This window comes from Aetokthonos hydrillicola CCALA 1050, assembly GCF_017591665.1.
Lineage (GTDB): Bacteria > Cyanobacteriota > Cyanobacteriia > Cyanobacteriales > Nostocaceae > Aetokthonos > Aetokthonos hydrillicola.
The window spans coordinates 1-16,776 of record NZ_JAAKGC010000114.1 but is presented as its reverse complement, the minus strand read 5'-3'; the positions used below and the strand labels follow the sequence as shown (position 1 = coordinate 16,776).

The following is a 16,776-nucleotide window of genomic DNA, read 5'->3' as shown; positions in this document are numbered from 1 at the left end:
CGCCGTACAGAGTCTGAGCCAAATCGACTAGCCACTGCGAGATGGTAATTTTGTGCATGGGGAGCGACCATGTTGCTGCCACTCTTTCTTTAGGCACGTAATCCCAAACTACCTCATGATGCTGTATGAAATAGGCTTTTGCTCCTTTAGCTTCAGATAAATTCGCCACCCACTCAGCAGTTTCCCACCAAGTGGCAATAACTACATCAGCGTCAGGGATATCGGCATCAACGATTGGACGATAGGATTCAATAACTCTATGCTTAACATCTAGGTTATCAAAGTGCGATAAATCTTTCTTAGGTACAGAAAGCAACCCTTGACCTTTAATAAAAGACTTTACTTGCTGGCGGAGACTGGGCTGACTTCGAGGTACAGAGACGACGAATACTTCATGACCTCGCTTTTTAAGATTTTCAGCATAAATTGCTACTACCCGAATACCACCTGCAAGACTAGCATGAGGAAGCACAAAAGTAATTTTCATATGAACACTTGATGTACATGAATATATTCTTTTAAAACAGCCCATCTATGGGGAGTCCAAAACCTGAAACTGTTCGAGCTGTTAGCATTACAGTAAGTAGTACCAGCAACAATGCCGTCGCTTTAGTATCTTGTCCTATAACAACCAGCCTCTCACGCCAGAGACCATAAGTTATTGCTCCGTAGAAGGGAAGATCATTGAGTGCAACTACTATAACAGCCCCAGCTAGCCCCATGAGGGAGAACCCAACTGGCAATCCAATAACAACGAATAAAAACTTGAATAGACTACCATAGGCTGGATAGCAAGGCTTCCCAATAGCAAAAAGGCACTGATCAATCGATTGAGTCAGAACACGAGGCCAAATACCTAGAGCCAGGATTGGTAGCATCCAAGCAGCCTGAGCATACCTGTGATCATAAAGTGTCGAAATCAAGATATCCCCAAAACTGACCAGTACTGTCAAGCCCACTGCCAATATGACAAGGAACGGTTTGCGGTTCCGCAAAATCTTGGCAAGTAAAGTTTCACGAGGAAGATCAGTAAGCTTTGAAAAAGCAGGAAAAATCACCTTTGAACTGATTGCCAAAATGACCATACGCGGTATGTCAGCAAGTACAAAGGCAATGCCATAAACACCCAAGACATCCAACGGAATTAATTTGCCAAGAATAAGTCGATCGGCTTGTTCAGCAAAAAATGTTATTACTGTTGAAAAAAATATCCACTTACCAAAAGAAAAAATTTCTTTTCTCGCTTCCTGATTCCATGTAAAGCGGTTAGATGTTCCAGGTATCAAGTTATGACTCCAAACCATTTGAACAACTGCTGAGGTAAGTCCTCCAACAACAAGAGCCCAAATCGTCGGGCTGAACCAAGCCCAAATCAGCATTACCGCAAGTGAAATGATTTGTCCTCCCAGTTCGAAAATTACCACCTGCTTAATAGCCATGTGGCGGTTGAGAGTATAGATAGCAGTGGAACTAAATCCAGCAATGATTGTGTTTAAACCAACTAACGGGATCAACCACAATAACTGAGGGTTGTTGTATAAGTTGGCAACTGGTAAAGTAATTAAAACACAAAGGAACCATATACCAATACTGCGAAGAACCTGTAGTGTCCAGGCAGTATTCAGAAAGACTGGGTCATCTCCACGCTTGCTCTGGATAATATTTGGACCAAGACCAATATCGGAGAATAAGTGCAAGCCAGATATAAAAATATTGACTAGAGCCATTAAACCGAATAATTCTGGGAAGAGTAGGCGGCTCAGGATGAGATTACTACCTAGTCGCAGAAATTGACTTGTCCCATAGCTAGCTATAGTCCAGACTGTTCCACGGATGGCAAGCTTTTTAATAGTAGTCATAACTTCTTTAAGGGGAAAATCAGATGCAAGCAATTCAGTAGGCATTTATATATCTCTGATTCCAAGTGATATAGATGTGACTCTAGGAATGTTTAACGGTAGATCAATTACTTGCTCCTGAGATTTTTCAATGCTAGACCGAAACAATGCAGCTAATTTACTAGCTTCTATCGCTGCATTGTGCTGTTGAGCAACTCGTTGTGCTCCTGCTCTACCCATTTGTTCTAGCTTTTCAATGGGCATCTCCAAAGCTGTGCGAATTGCTTCTGATAAAGCTTCAATAGAACCAGGTGGTACTAACCAACCAGATACGCCTGGTTCTACTAATTCGGGAATTCCTGCCACGTAAGTGCTAATTACTGGACGACCTAGTGCAAGGGATTCCATCAATGCTACTGGTAAGCCTTCTGCAAAACTAGGCAACACCATTGCTCGGGAAGCCAAAATTTGTTGACGAACTTCAGAATTACTAGCCCAGCCGACGATTTCTACATGATGTTGTAGACCGTATTTTAGAATTAGGGATTCGATATCAGTCCTTAACTCTCCGTCGCCCACCAAGGTTAGCTTAAACTGTAAGCCCTGATTTACCAACCGATGCACCGCCTCTAGTAAAAGCAGTTGACCTTTCTGTTCGCAAAGTCTACCAACACATACTAAACGCGGCTCTTTAGGTATAGCAACAACTGGCTGAGCAAGAAAGTTATTGTCAACGCCACAATGTACAGCATGAATTTTCGACCATTGCTTTGAAGGACACCAGCGATAAAGCTGACTTTTCCCGAAAGAGCTAACAGCCACTACAAAAGCAGCTCGCTCAATTTTTTCTGTTAAAGCAACAAGCTTGACTTTATCAAACTCTTCAGGACCATGAACAGTAAAGCTATAGGACGGTCCTCCAAGTGCGTGGCACAACATTGCTACAGTACTTGAATTTGTACCAAAGTGAGCGTGAATGTGGGCTATATCAGAATTTGAAACCCAACGTAGAAGAACGCAAGCTTCCGCCAAGTAAGCTAGATGATATAAAAGTCCTCCCTCAGAGTGTAAGCTAAGCTTAAGTACTTGCCACAAAGTTTGAACTAAATGAATAGGTCTAGTTACAATGACGTAAAATAAACTCATCAGCAAGCCTAAGATACCAACGCCTAAAACTGCTTGAGTTTGTTCCATCTCTAGCTTGTCCAACTCATCAACTAATTGCTTGGGGTTGCAAGAACGGATTGAAAACCTAGTGACTTCAATTCCACAACCCTCAATTCCAGCAATTTCTCTGCGAATAAAACTGTGACTAATTTTGGGATAATGATTGACTAAATAAGCAATTCTGAGCATATGTGATGCGAATATATTGTGGTTTAAAAAACTTTTGGTTTTTAGGAATCGTGTATATTAAAAACACTCTAAGAAAAATTACGTAGCTTTCTATTTAAGAAAATTGATTTTTATTTTCTAATGCTTCTAATTTCCAAAAGTTTCGTTGTTAAAATTGAAGGCTGCTGTTTGGCTGATCTGGGAATTGCTATTGGGTTTTTGAACAAGCTCCAAACTATAAGTCTTGTTTAGCCCAAGATTAAGCTTGGGTGGAGTTAGCGAGTGTCCAACTAGATTCCTATAGTTTGGGATAACATGTACTAAAGAACCACTCTTTTATACAGCTTTTATAGCAATCGATCGCCTGGAACTGCCACTACTGTTACACAATCTTTATAGAAATCAGTAATTTGTGAATATCTGTTTTGAAATTAATACTCTTTATAGCCAAAGGATGGATATGGAAAGTAAAACATAGATCCAGCATAAGTTAGCAGGAACCAACGTGTTACAGATCGCTTACCCACATGGCTTGCCCAAATTTGCGACAGGGGAGAAATGGTTCTACATACCCAAATCCCAAGTTTCGGAGAAGGGGGTACTAAAGCCAGTGCACTGGCGGTGAATAACCATGCTGTCCCTAAATATCTCCGTAATTTTCCTCTTGTGTAATTTTTTTATGAAATATCATGAATATCATTTTTTATTCGTTATTTATATAATAAGGTGGAAAAATACTATATCTAAACTTGTGAACATATAATTTAAGATTTAAACCCCTAAAATCTCAATTGTATTCTATTAAAGGTACCAAGAACAAAAGTAGTTACTGAAAACAAATCAACTTATCTGTGTACATTTTTCATCAGCTAAGACGCTTTTTTATCAAAAATAATTTTAATGTCTAAAGAATTTGGCTAAATAGAGAATTAATCCAATAGTTCATCTAAAAATAAAAATGAAATTTAATCATATTCATTCTTTACAATCAAATAATAGTAACAACGGAGCAAAAGAGTTGATACATCTTGAGCAAGATAAGTCCCAAGAACTCAATAAAAGTGGAGTAAATTTGGTTCGTAACTCTGTTGAAGTGTTCGATTCTGATGATTCAGAAGCGCCTAAGAAAGGATTGAATCTGCGTCCGATACTGAGAACTATTCAGCGAAACACTCTTTTGGTTGTCGCTATTACAGCAGCAACAACTATAGCAAGCGTATTCGTACTTCCGAAAAGTCCCCGTATTTATGAAGGTACTTTTCAGCTTTTAGTTGAGCCTATTACTTCTGAGGCAAAATTGACAGACCCTTCTGTATTGTCTCGTAATGAAAATTTACTCATGGCTTTTAGTGTAGATTATCCAACTCTGCTTCAAGTTTTACAGAGTCCTAGTTTGTTAACTAAAATTTCTAAACAGATTCAAGTTCAATATCCTAACTTTAAGAATGATACACTTAGTCGAGATTTAGTTAATAAAAATTTAGTCATTCGACGTGTTGGAACTAATTTATCTGATTTTACCAAGCTTATAGAGGTTCATTACAAGGGAAAAGACTCTGCTCAAGTGGAGTTTGTCCTAAAAGCAATTTTAAATGAGTATTTAAAATATGGTCTTGAGAACCGGAAGACCCATATTAGTTCAGCTGTTGAGTTTATTGAGAGCCAATTACCTAGATTACAAAAGCAAGTTAATAACTTGCAGGGGCAATTGCAAGTACTTCAGCAGGACTATCAACTCAGCAATCCGACGAATGATGCAGGAGCTTTATCTCAACGATTCCGGGAAATTCAAACTCAGAGGTTTAATGTTCAAAGGGAACTTAGTGAGCAGAAGACGCTTTACGTAAACTTACAGAAGCAACTAAATCTCGCAGAAAACGAAGCGCTTACGGCATCTACCTTAAGTGAAGACCCTAGCTATAGAGATTTACTCACACAAAAAAGGAATATAGAAAGCCAGATCGCTATTAAATCTGTCCAGTTAACTCAAGACCATCCAATTATGCAGTCGCTGTGGCAGCAGCAGAGAAATATATCTTTACTGTTAGATCAGCAAGCTCAACATATTGCAGGACAATCTCTACCAAGTCGAGTAACAAAGCCTCAAATTCTAAATTTTCAGAATTCTACTCGTCAGTCTCTCATCAAACAATTGATGGATACAAGTAACAATATTCACTTGTTAGAAGTCCGTAATCAAGCATTTACAAAAGCTGAGACTAGCCTTAATCAACAAGTATTGCAATTCCCAGCAATTACACGTCGCTATAACGACTTACAGCAACAGCTAGAAATTACTACTAAGACACTTAACCAACTGTTGGTTCAGCGAGAAACTCTGCGTGTTGAAGCAGCTCAGAAAGAAGTGCCTTGGCAGGTTGCTTCTGAGGCAACGATACCGCGTGATATTGCAGGAAAACCTATTCCAGTTCCTGGGGATACTGGCAAAAAACTAGGTATGGCAATTTTCATAGGTCTAATTTTGGGGATTAGTTCTGCATTACTTATCGACAAATTGCGTAATGTTTTCCATACCACAGATGACATTAGAGACGCTATAACAGAAACGCCTGTATTAGAAGTTCCTCCTGTTGCTCAAAGTAAAAGTCAGTTTTCCAAAACTACAACAGTCCCTTCTTCTCTGGAAGAGAATAAAGCTGAACAACCTAATGCTTCTCTAGTTTTAGAAACTTTTATTTCTTTATACACCAGCATCCGTTTTCTTACTTCTCGTTCCCCTGTCCGCTCTTTGCTCGTTTGTTCTCCTGAAACTAAGGATGGTAAAACTAGGACAGCTTTCCATCTAGCTCAAGCAGCAGCAATCAAAGGTCAAAAAGTACTATTGGTAGATGCAAATTTGCGTCATCCTCAACTTCACACTATGTTTGGCTTGCCTAATTTATCAGGACTGAGCAACATCCTTAGTGAAAACTTGGAGCCTCAAAAGTTTATTCAGCGATCGCCTTTGGAGAATAACCTGTTTTTGTTGACGGCTGGTCAACTGCTAAAGAATCCTAGCAGACTGGTTGCATCTTCTCGGATGCATTATTTAATCAAGGAGTTTGAAGCAAATTTTGATTTAGTCATCTATGATACATCTCATTTTCTAGGTTTTGCAGATACCAAATTGTTAGCGACTGACATAGATGGTGTATTGATGGTAGTGCAAGTTGGCAAAACTCATCGCTCTGCAGTTACGCAGGTTTTGAATCAATTAAAAGCTTCTAATTTACCAATAATAAGTATAGTAGCTAATTAAGTTCATGAAACCTTATTGCACAAGACGTTAGGTTTATGCATAGTGCCCTCACAGATAAGAGATTGAGGTGCTGTCCTATTCCCTCTCAAATAACGTAGTAGCTAAATAAGGGGATTTTTACGTGAATTGCCCTGTAAAAATTAAGGTGTAACTCAATGAGTAAAAAACGTTTATTAATAATCCAATACGCTGGTGATTATCGCGAAGCGTTTCTGCGTTTGTCTCAAGGTGGAGAGGAAACGTACTATGCTCAAAAACAATCTGTTGAAGCAGTTGCTAAAATAGGCCAACAGATTGAGGAAATTGCTATTCTATGTTGTCAGACAACAGAACCTTACAATGAGCTTCTTAAGAATGGAGTTCGTGCAATTGGTACGGGATTCAATTTAAATCAAGAAATTTCAATTAAAAAATTGATCGAATTAATAGAAGAGCAAAATCCAACTCATTTAGTTATTGGAACACCTATTCGAGCAATTATCAGATGGGCCATTGAAAATAAATTACGAACACTCGTGAGTTTAGCAGACTCTTTTCCAACAAAAAGTTTGCGTAACAAAATCCGGAATTATTTTCTGGCCAATTTACTCAACAACAAACAAATTGACTGGGTAGGAAATCATGGAGTTTCTGCTTCTATATCACTTGCAAATATAGGTGTCAATCCTGACAAAATAATACCATGGGATTGGCCTCATATGATTACTCCCGCCGATTTTTCATCGAAAACTCTCACTGTTAATAGAGATACTTGGAATATTGTCTATGTTGGCGCAGTTACTGAATCTAAGGGAGTTGGTGATGCAATAAGGGCCATAGCACAGCTAAGAGCTAAGGGGTTATCTGTTAAATTAAAGGTGGCAGGTAAGGGTGATATAGCAAGCTTTATAAGAGAAACTAGAGAGCTAGATATAGAAGATTGTGTAGAGTTTATGGGATTAGTGCCCAACAAAAACATAGTTTTAGTAATGAGAAATGCAGATATAGTTTTAGTCCCTAGTAGACATCAATATCCAGAAGGATTTCCCATGACAATTTATGAAGCTCTGTGCTCTCGAACGCCAATTGTTGCTTCCGATCATCCGATGTTTATCAACAAATTGAAGCATAATACTAATGCAATGATTTTTCCTGCCGGTAATTCTATTGCTTTGGCTGTATGCATTGAGAAACTGCTTTCAAACCCAGAGGTTTATCACAGCCTTTCTGTGGCTTCTTACGAAGCCTGGAGAAGTTTACAAATTCCAGTCAGATCTTCAGATCTAATTAATCGCTGGCTAAATGATTCACTAGAAAATCAGCAATGGTTGTTTGAGCATAGACTGGCTTCAGGTCATTACAACTTAACCTGAAATACAGATTAATTTTGAACTCTAGGTTCGCGTAAATTTTAAAAGGTTATATCTTGCATTGATAACTTCATGTTGCCAGTCTTGCCACATTTGTCTATTTTTACACTCATTTGTCCACGTTCTTAATAAAATTTTACGATACCAAAATCAAAGTGCGTTAGGCGAAGCCGTAACGCACCCTACGTCAATTTATATTTTTTTATGAGCAGGAAGCACTTTTGTTATCCCTAATTAATTCGCCAAGAGCATCTTTTAATGATCGGAATTCCCCTGTTACCTGTTTCCGCTTAAATCACCCCATCAGGATTACCGTGTCAATGACATGAATAACACCGTTATCAGCCTCAATATCTGGTGCTACAACTGTTGCATTTTTAACTTCAAACCCATTGCTAGTATCAACCCTAATTGGTGATCCTTCGACAGAGGTTAGCTGATTAAGTTTGGCAATATCAGCCGCCATAAATTTGCCAGGAACAACATGAAATTTCAATATTCTTGCTAATTGAGGAATATTCTGTACTAAAGTATGTACAGTTCCATTTGGTAACTTGGCAAAGGCATCATCATTTGGTGCAAACACAGTAAATGGACCAGGGCTTTTAAGTGTTTCTACTAAACCCGCAACTTGAACCGCCGTGACTAAGGTTTTGAAAGCACCAGCGCTAACCGCAATATCAACAATATCCGCCATGTGTTTCACCTCATTACCTATAGTTTTGTGACTGAACATCGCGCAAGCGGGCTTCAGGGCGCTTAAAGCGATCTATTTGAGCTTCAAAGAAAGCTCGATTTGCTTCCAGGTGCCTTGGGTTGGGATCATCTAAAGGATATAGAAGCGCAGTTCGTAATGCTTGAATTACGGCAGAAGTGACAACGTACATCGAGCGTTGGAAACTGATACCGAGTTGGATCAGCATGTCATCTTCTCCACGGCAATGATCGTGATAATAATCCACTAGATACTTCGGTAAAAAGTGGAGCATATCCTGCATCAAAAGTGTTGGTGGAATACCAGCTGTACCTACAGGAAACACATCAGCATAGAGAATCCCAAAGTGAAAATCTTTCTGATCTTCAGGAACCTGCTTAGCTTGGGCATTGTAAGACTTTGTGCCTCGGAAAGGTGCTGTGCGATAAAAAACAGCTTCTACATAAGGTAATGCGGCTTCGTATAACCACATGAACCCAAGAGATTTTGGTATTATTTCGTACACCTTACCACGAATATGAACATGGTGGTAAATTGGACGACCAGCCATTGCAAAAATAGCGTTGACTAGAAAGTTCATTGCTTCGGGGACGGTTTTGATGTCTCCTTCATCGTAGCGATCGCTCATTTCAAAGAAAACCGGAGCCATCACCTCCCAGAATAATCCCAGGTTACTGTAGTAAGACATTTGCCGTACTTGTTCTAAGAACATGTCTGGAAACAGTTTGTACAGTCCCAACATCACAGGATTACCCTCGAAGTAAGCCTTGATCGCCCTATCTGCGTTTGCTTTATATTCGTCAGTATCTAGATAAGGGTCAAATCTTCCGCCCATTCCTCTGTGCCAGAGCATAGCACGCATACAGGCTTCCGCAAACTCCATATTAACCCTGTCATGCCACAAATGGTGAAACAACTTCGGCATTTTAAAAGTTTCACCCTTTTCCATAAACGCCAACAGTTCAGGGTGAGCAGTCGCCTTTCCTCGCCACATTCTAAAATCCGCATCATCTCCAGCATAATGATTATGTAGATCTAGATACTCTTGTGGCAAGAAATATTTAAAAAAGGGAAACGGGTTCAAAAAGACATGTTCAGCAATGTATAGTAGATCGCGCCAGTAAAAATCCATTGGCACGGCATAAGCTTTGTAAATGCCGATGATTTGCATGAGATTTTCTGGGCTATCTGGTAGCATCGCACCTCCCTCTTCTAACCGATGAATCACGTGCGCAAATTCATGATTGGAAGGTGGCAATTTAGTTGCCTGAGAAATAGTTGTTGCTGTCATAGTAGTTGTTTACTAATTGAACAAAGACGGGGCATGGGGCATGGGGCATGGGGCATAGAAACAGGAAAATAGAATTTAGGAATAGGTATAAAAGAGATAAAGTTCTTACCCATTGCCCTATGCCCATTGCCCTATGCCCGTTTTCTCATGACTCACCTACTCTCTTGCTAAGGACGGAGACTTGAGAAGGTGTTGGAATATCTGCAAGCATTGCAGTAGTTGTCGGCTCACTCCAACGCACTAGCCAAGTGGGTTGTATTCCTAGGAAAAAGATTACAATTGTCAAGATAAGGGCTGGTACTTTCTCTGACCACTCAACTTTGGGGTAGTAAGCCAATTTGTTGTCGAGCTTACCGAAACATGTGCGATTCAGCAAGATGACAAAATAAACGGCAGTTAAACCACTAGATGCGATACATAAGAGTGTGGGTATGGGAAAAACAGAGAAACTACCCTGAAAGACGATAAATTCAGCAACAAACCCTATCATTCCAGGAATACCCGCGCTAGCCATACCGCCTATAACCAATAAGGCGCTTGTGAGGGGTAAACCGCGTACAGGACTCATTAAACCATTAAGTTTGTCTAACTCGCGGGTACCAACTTTGTTTTCCACAACACCTATTAAATGGAAAAGGATTGCTAGGATAATGCCGTGGCTGAACATTTGAGAAACTGCACCAACAAGTGCTAACCGTGTGCTGGCTGCACTAGCTAGCAATATATAACCCATGTGACCTATAGAGCTATAGGCTACCATTCGCTTGATATCTTTTTGCGCGATCGCAGTCACAGCACCGTAAATAGCACTGATTGCTCCCCAAGTTGCCAAAGTTGGTGCAAGAATACTCCAGGCTTGGGGAAACATTCCCATCCCAAAACGCAAAAGACCATAAGTTCCTAGTTTTGCTAGCACTCCACCAAGAAGAATCGCAATTGGTGATGAAGCTTCAACATAAGCATCTGGTAACCAGGTATGGAAAGGAACTAAAGGAATCTTAATACCAAAGCCGACCACAATTCCGAACAGTAGGATAATTTGTAATGTGGTTGATATGGTTTGAGTAGGCAATGCATCGTAGTTAAAGCTGGTGGAACCAGTAAGCCATACCATCCCGAAGAATGCTGCTAGAATTAATGCTCCTGAAACAGCAGTGTAAATCAGAAACTTGATAGCAGCATACGCTCGCTTTTCACCACCCCAAATTGAAATTAGTAAATAGAAGGGTATTAACTCCAGTTCGTAAAACAAAAAGAAGAGAAGTAAATTCTCTGTTAAGAAAGCTCCCGCAACACCACCACTAACTAATAAAATGAGGGAGTAAAAAATTCGAGGACGTTGGACTTGTTCGCTACTACTATAAATAGCTATCCAAGTTAGGAAACTATTTAATAGCAACATCAGTATCGATAGACCATCAACTCCCAATTTATAGCTTAAGCCAAGGTTTTCGTTCCAAGGTAAATATTCCTGCAACTGCATCCCTGGATTGCTAATATCAAATTTCAGCAGGATGAAAATATTCCACAGGAGAACTAACCCAGCAGTAATTAGTGCTATCCAACGAGTGCGAATCGGGTACGAGTTGCTTCCAGGAGAAAAGCCAATAACAGCGGCACCGATAATAGGTACCCAAATTAAGGTACTGAGCATATGTTTAGGTGTTCTTAAAGTAAGGAGTAAGGACTCAGGAGTAAGGAGTCAGAATTCAGAATTCAGGAGTCAGAATGAATAAGATGAGTATTTTAATTGTAGACGTGATGACAAAATATAGACATTTAAGATTTCAAACCATTCACAAATCTGGTAATTGCACAGGAATCATTCTGAATCCTGGCTGCTGATTTCTGAATTCTTCTTTTAAAACATCAAACTTAAAAACTGATGTCCCCAGTATGGCCAAGTCACGGTTGCGCCTAAAAGACTTATTCCAAGTAAGACTGTGAATGCATAAAACTGGGTTTGTCCAGAGGTACTGTATTTAAGACCTTCTCCTCCGCCTAGCGATGCTAAACCTATCATGTTAACAATACCATCAATTACTAGGCGATCAACAATGTCAGCAAGTTTTGAAATCATATCGACGCTGAAAACTATGCTTACCTTGTAGAGTTTTGGCGTGTAGAAGTCATAAGCTAGCAAGTCTTGTAGTACCTTAACTGGAAGGCGTATAGGTTTGGGAATGAAATCACTAAGGTAAATTACGCCGCTGATGGTGCAACCGAAAATACTCGACCACATTAGTAGTAGTGCAACATCTTTATTAAAGTCTGCCCAACTAGGTAGTAGTGATAAGCTTTGCAATAATAAGGGTAGATGGAGAGTAAAAGCGAGTAAAATGATCATCGGTAGAGCCATCTGCCAACTGACTTCAGGCGATCGCTCACTCATTTGCTTAGGTTTACCACCAAAAATTGAACTAAACTCTCTAGTCAAGCTGAAAGCAGTGAAAACGTTTACTACAATCACGACTCCTACTAGCCAAGGTTTCTCTACCCATAATGCTGAGGCTAATTTTAGTAGAGCCCAAAAGCTACCCAAAGGTGGAAAAGCGATTAATCCAAGAGTCCCTACTATATAGGCTAGTCCTGATATAGGACGCCGTGACCAAAGTCCGCCAAGCTGGGTTACGTCTTGGGTGATGCTATTCCAGACAACTGCACCAGTACTCATTACCAATAGTGCTGATGCTACCGCATGGGTGAGTACCAATAAAAGCGCTGCTTCGGAATGTTGTGTTCCTACAGCAATAAACACCAAACCCATGTAGGCACTGACAGAGTAAGATAAGCAGCGTTTTATGTCAATTTGGGCGATCGCAATTAAGGAAGCACCAACAGATGTTACTGTACCAATACCTACCAATGCTGCAGAAACTATCGGTGACAGACTAAGTACAGGCTGAAGTTTAATGAGTACCCATGCACCAGTTGCTACTACCACAGAATTCCGTAAAATTGTGCTGGGTACAGGTCCTTCCATTGCTTCATCTAACCATAAATGCAAAGGAAACTGAGCACACTTACCCATCGGCCCAGAAATTAATAACAGACCCAACAGAGCAGCTATTTTTGGATCTAAGTGGGCTGTTTTAGCCCAAACAGCTAGCTCAGAATAGTTCCACGTCCCTGCTAATGGTAATAAAGCAACAACTCCCATCAGCAGCAATAAGTCTCCTACCCGCTTTGTTAAAAAAGCATCCCTTGCACCAGTGACAACTAAAGGCTGAGAAAACCACAAACCTACGAGCAGGTAAGTCCCTAGGGTGAGGATTTCCAAAATTAGGTAGCTAAAGAACAAAGAATTGCACAACACTAGGGCGCACATCCCCGCCTCGAATAGTCCTAGCAAGGAATAAAAGCGCGCCCAGCCCCAGTCCATTTCCATATATCCTACAGCATAAATTTGCGCCAGCAAATTTAAACCAGTGACTAAGAGCATGGCGGCGACACTCACTCGTGAAATTTCTATATCGAAAGTGAGCTCTAAACCAGCTGTACTGAGCCAGTTAAAAGAAATGTGCTGCGGAGGCAGTTTCCAAATGCTTTGCAGAGCGATTAAGCTATGAGTAAACGCTAAGCAGGTCATAAGCAGGTTCACGTAACCCGCCGGTCTAGGTCCGGTGCGACGAATGATTGTTGGTGACCAAGGTAGTGCAAAAATTGCACCTAATAAGGCATAGCAGGGTATTAACCAGATGCTCTGAAGGAGGAGCTGGTTCATTAGGATTTCCTCAAAGTGTTCTTGAGTAACAGATAATTAAGATTCTAATAGCGATTCTTAATTTTTTTTTTGTCATTGCTTTGATGGTACTTCTAAATGGTTATAGTGAAAAGCTATTAATTTATATGTCAAGTATAGAAATATCCTATAGTAATGATTAATTTTGAAGGAGAATGAACAGTGAACCGCGTGACTCTTCATCAGCTGCAAGTATTTGAGGCGATCGCTCGCTCTGGTAGCTTTACCCGTGCAGCAGAAGAACTGTTTCTGACCCAACCCACAGTTTCCCAGCAGATCAAGCAGCTAACCAAAGCTATCGGGATGCCGTTGTTTGAGTTGGTAGGTAAGCGTTTATACTTAACGGATGCTGGCAAGGAAGTTTTGAAAGTTTGTCGGGATATTTCTGAAAAGTTATCCGAGATGGAAATGACTTTGGCAGATCTCAAAGGACTGAAGCAGGGAAATTTGCGCTTAGCTGTAACGACAACAGCCAAATATTTTGTCCCGCGTCTGTTAGGACCATTTCGACAACGTTATCCAGGAATTAAAATCTTCCTCAAAGTAACAAACCGTAGACGCTTAATAGATCGGCTAGCCGAAAATCTTGATGATCTCTATATTCTGGGACAGCCGCCAGCGCATCTTGATATCAGCCTATGTCCATTTCTGGAAAATCCGTTAGTCGTCATAGCACCACACAACCACCCACTTGCTAAAGAGAAAAACATTTCTTTACAGCGCCTTGGCGAAGAACCTTTTATTATGCGTGAAGCTGGTTCTGGTACTAGGATGGCTGTGGAAAGTTTCTGTGCCAAGCACGGGGTTTCTCTTAATGTTGAAATGGAAACTTGGTAGTAATGAAGCAATTAAGCAAGCAATTGTGGGTGGTTTAGGAGTGTCAGTGTTGTCACGCTACGTTTTGGCACTTGAAGGAATAAACGGTCCACTCAGAATTCTAGATGTAGAGGGGTTTCCTATCCCACTTCGCTGGTATATCTTGTATCCGGGTAGCAAACAACTGTCGATTGTGGCTCAGACTTTTCTGGAATATCTACTTGATGAAGGTCCCCGGATTGCAGATCAGGCTTAATTTAAGTAAGTTGCAGTTATACTATTTTGTTTGATCCCCATCATAATTCATCCTGAATGGGTAAATCTCCTACTGTAATTTTTTCACCAGATTTTCTATCGTAAAAGCACAACTAAACATGATTGCTCATAGGGGTAACGATAGTCAAGGAAGAAAGATTGATTTTCTCTCAACCTTTCCCAATTTATGGGGCGGGTTTCTATGAGAAAGGTCAGTCGTCGAGCAAACTTAATATAAAAACATTAACAGACTTCACAACAAAGCATTTTGAGCCAGTTGCTATCACTACCCTTCACAGCTTTAGTTTACTTGACTTTCAAACAATCTAGCTTAAGAAAGCTTGGAGAAACCTAATGAGGTCAGCACAGATCATTCAAAAGCCGTTGCAATTTGCCTGGTGGATAGAAATTAGCACTCAAGTCCCTTGCTGTACCTATTACTTTGGTCCTTTTAGTAGTGCTGAAGAAGCTCACCTAGCGCAATCAGGCTATATTGAGGATTTGGTAGAGGAGGGAGCGCAAGGAATCACTTTCCTAATTAATAGATGCAAGCCCTTATACTTAACTATTTTCGACGATGAATGCACTCTCAGTTCTGAGTTGAAAGAGTCAAAAGAATTCTAATAGGGAGAATATAGATATGGATGTATCAGATCTGTTGAAAGAATATGTAGCAGGAAAAAGAGATTTCAGTGGGGTAAATCTGAGTGGGTTAGATTTACATGGTTTAGACTTGTGTGGTGTAGATTTATGTGGAGCCAAACTGCTCAACACAAATTTAACTAGAACCACTCTATGTCTTGCTCACTTGAATGGGGCAGTTTTGACTGAAGCTGACTTGAGGAAGGCAAATTTATCCGGTGCCAAATTGCGTGGAGCCGATCTGTATAAAGCTAACTTGGATGAGGCAGATTTAACTGCTGCTGATCTAAGTGGAGCAACAATGCCCAATGGATTGATCCATATTTAGCTATTTGTATTCCCACGGCTTTATGTCGTGGGAAGATTTTACTATTGAACAACAAAGTCACGTCGTGAAGAACTTGAGGAACTTGTGAATCAAACCGAATTTATTTGTTAACGACCCCTGATTGTTCTTATTATTTTGTCAGGATCGTGTTGTATCTGATCGTTTCTCCTTTGGAATTCATCTAAATATGGTCTACTAAATTCATTATTTGCTCTTGTTTGCGAGAGCGCTTGCTCAACCTCAGCATTAAACCTACGGACTTGCTGGTAAATGCGCAGCTGCAATAATCCTCCATATTCTACTTGTCGTTGATTTGCGATATTTAATTTCTAACTTGGTTGATTTTGTTGTGCTAGCGCCGTCGTGGGTATGAGAGCTAAAATTGAGACTAACAATAGTGGTGCTACCCTCATAACTTATCACTCCTTAGAAGGGGCTTTTCAATATTTTCTCCAAAGCCCATTCCCTACTTTTAGTATAGCTCTTTAGCAAATTACAAAATAAAGATATGTTACAAAAATGATTTTAATGGTCACAAAAATAAGTTATAATTGCAATCTTATTGTTAACATGCTGAATGATTTAAGTTTGAAATCGCACCACAATAATCGCCTCACTGCCATTTGTCAAAAGCTTGTTTGAGCCAATCTTAAGCAGTGGTTTGAGCAATAAAGCTTCGTTTTTGCGTCAATCCACTGCTTTGGTTTAAGCTTTCCTGAACTGGAGACATATAGCTATTGATCGCTGGAGCGTAATTTTGGGGAGTGGCTCTCTCCAATTAGTAAGCAAAAATTAAGACGCATTGTTCCAATCGCAAAGCAACTCAGGCTCGTGTTTATTCGAGAGTTGACGTACGGGAACTTTAGGCGCACCAATATCTGTAGGATGTTTAGATCGCTGTTTTTTCTTTAGATGTTTGCAGGCATCCAATTGTTCGTTAGTTTCTGTCGTTGTCATATGACCTCACCTCCTTAGCACGGTAGAACTTTTCTAATCTCAATTAGAGATCTTACTTTGATCTTTTTTAACATATTCGCGGAATTCCCCACCCTCTACGTAGTAGGGTGGGGATGGATAGGGCACAAAAACTAGAGGTTCGATGCCTCTAGTTTTTGTATTTTATTCTCAAGGGTACGAACAAACTCTCGGAACACATCAACCTGAGTTCTGCCTGTTAGGTCACAGTAAGTATTTAGAATCTTCTTT

The 16,776-nt window shown here is 40.2% G+C and carries 12 protein-coding genes and 1 pseudogene; 5 read left to right on the top strand and 8 right to left on the bottom strand.

Annotation, left to right across the window (positions count from 1 at the left end; all coding sequences use genetic code 11):
• The 3 genes from G4P69_RS31690 to G4P69_RS31680 form a co-directional block, all read right to left on the bottom strand.
• On the bottom strand, positions 1-487 hold a 487-nt coding region (locus tag G4P69_RS31690; protein ID WP_208353582.1), incomplete at its 3' end, for a glycosyltransferase family protein.
• Between the two features lie 31 nt (positions 488-518).
• Positions 519-1,904, bottom strand: coding sequence for an oligosaccharide flippase family protein (locus G4P69_RS31685; protein WP_243902488.1), 1,386 nt, complete (start codon positions 1,902-1,904; stop codon positions 519-521).
• A complete protein-coding gene (locus G4P69_RS31680) occupies positions 1,905-3,194 on the bottom strand; it encodes a glycosyltransferase (protein WP_208343200.1) in 1,290 nt (429 codons plus the stop codon).
• A gap of 937 nt (positions 3,195-4,131) precedes the next feature.
• Here G4P69_RS31680 and G4P69_RS31675 point away from each other — a divergent pair.
• On the top strand, positions 4,132-6,432 hold the full coding sequence (locus G4P69_RS31675; RefSeq protein WP_208343198.1) for a GumC family protein: 2,301 nt from the start codon (positions 4,132-4,134) through the stop codon (positions 6,430-6,432).
• A gap of 155 nt (positions 6,433-6,587) precedes the next feature.
• Entirely contained in the window at positions 6,588-7,784 is a 1,197-nt protein-coding gene (locus G4P69_RS31670; RefSeq protein ID WP_208343187.1) for a glycosyltransferase, read from the top strand.
• Positions 7,785-8,076: 292 nt separating this feature from the next.
• Here G4P69_RS31670 and G4P69_RS31665 read toward each other — a convergent pair whose 3' ends face one another.
• The 4 genes from G4P69_RS31665 to G4P69_RS31650 all read right to left on the bottom strand — a co-directional run bounded on the left by G4P69_RS31665 (position 8,077) and on the right by G4P69_RS31650 (position 13,511).
• Entirely contained in the window at positions 8,077-8,478 is a 402-nt protein-coding gene (locus G4P69_RS31665; RefSeq protein WP_208343185.1) for a fasciclin domain-containing protein, read from the bottom strand.
• Positions 8,479-8,491: 13 nt separating this feature from the next.
• Positions 8,492-9,787 (bottom strand): CO2 hydration protein, encoded by a 1,296-nt coding sequence (locus tag G4P69_RS31660; RefSeq protein ID WP_208343184.1) that lies wholly within the window; start codon positions 9,785-9,787, stop codon positions 8,492-8,494.
• Positions 9,788-9,932: 145 nt separating this feature from the next.
• Positions 9,933-11,441, bottom strand: coding sequence for an NADH-quinone oxidoreductase subunit M (locus tag G4P69_RS31655; protein ID WP_208343182.1), 1,509 nt, complete (start codon positions 11,439-11,441; stop codon positions 9,933-9,935).
• A 207-nt stretch (positions 11,442-11,648) separates the two neighbouring features.
• Positions 11,649-13,511, bottom strand: coding sequence for an NAD(P)H-quinone oxidoreductase subunit F (locus tag G4P69_RS31650; RefSeq protein ID WP_208343180.1), 1,863 nt, complete (start codon positions 13,509-13,511; stop codon positions 11,649-11,651).
• 180 nt (positions 13,512-13,691) lie between these two features.
• On the opposite strand from G4P69_RS31650, the pseudogene G4P69_RS31645 reads away from it, so the two are divergent.
• The 3 genes and pseudogenes from G4P69_RS31645 (at position 13,692) to G4P69_RS31635 (ending at position 15,570) form a co-directional block, all read left to right on the top strand.
• Positions 13,692-14,601 (top strand): annotated as a pseudogene (locus G4P69_RS31645) (LysR substrate-binding domain-containing protein).
• Between the two features lie 353 nt (positions 14,602-14,954).
• Entirely contained in the window at positions 14,955-15,224 is a 270-nt protein-coding gene (locus tag G4P69_RS31640; protein WP_208343176.1) for a DUF1816 domain-containing protein, read from the top strand.
• A gap of 16 nt (positions 15,225-15,240) precedes the next feature.
• On the top strand, positions 15,241-15,570 hold the full coding sequence (locus G4P69_RS31635) for a pentapeptide repeat-containing protein (protein ID WP_208343174.1): 330 nt from the start codon (positions 15,241-15,243) through the stop codon (positions 15,568-15,570).
• 792 nt (positions 15,571-16,362) lie between these two features.
• Here the strand turns inward: G4P69_RS31635 and G4P69_RS31630 are convergent.
• Positions 16,363-16,527: a hypothetical protein gene (locus G4P69_RS31630; protein ID WP_208343172.1), complete on the bottom strand. Its 165-nt coding sequence runs from the start codon at positions 16,525-16,527 to the stop codon at positions 16,363-16,365.
• Between the last annotated feature and the right edge of the window lie 249 nt (positions 16,528-16,776).